Origin of the sequence: Micromonospora sp. DT229 (assembly GCF_049844505.1) — a bacterium.
In the GTDB taxonomy this organism is placed as follows: domain Bacteria; phylum Actinomycetota; class Actinomycetes; order Mycobacteriales; family Micromonosporaceae; genus Micromonospora.
The window spans coordinates 1-550 of sequence record NZ_JBNCLD010000058.1 but is presented as its reverse complement, the minus strand read 5'-3'; the positions used below and the strand labels follow the sequence as shown (position 1 = coordinate 550).

General features: G+C 59.3%; 1 protein-coding gene. It reads left to right on the top strand.

Annotated features, from left to right (window positions below; genetic code table 11):
* Positions 1-443: hypothetical protein (locus ACLQ2T_RS29275; protein WP_425769581.1), on the top strand; the 443-nt coding region annotated here is incomplete at its 5' end.
* Positions 444-550 lie beyond the last annotated feature (107 nt).

Here is a 550-nt window from a genome sequence, read left to right as displayed (position 1 = left end):
CCACTGCCGCCCGACTCGACACCTTCGCCCGTGTCGCACCAATCAACCCTTATACGCTGCTGAGATCACCTCACTGGCTATGCGCCGTCGCCGCAGTCATCGGTGCCGCGCTGCACGCCGCCGGAGAATCTCTAGTTAAGAAATCGAATAGGATGCTCTACATCAGCGTTCGCAGCGAGCTAATTTCGATCAAACAGGATGAAGGCTTCAACGAAGGTGTCTTTGTGTTCAAAGAACCGAGCGACGGCATGTCCCGCGCTTCTATAGCCAAGTTCGTCGTGCGCCAGGCCGCCCGTGACGCTACGGAACGAATTGCCGCCAAGGTTCTTCCGAAATACACCGAGGCGTATAAAGCAATTGGCGTCGCGCCGCCGCCCGAGGAGACCAGTGATCTGGTTCCCGGGCCTAGTCCTGCCAGCCAAAGTCAAGCGGGCAGGAATTAAAGCCGCGACGCCCCTCGTTGCGAAGTCGCCCTCAGAGCGTGTTTGAGATGGGGTTGATCAGGTCCAGGTGAAGGTGCGGCGGGCTTGACGTCGTGCCGGTTGACCGC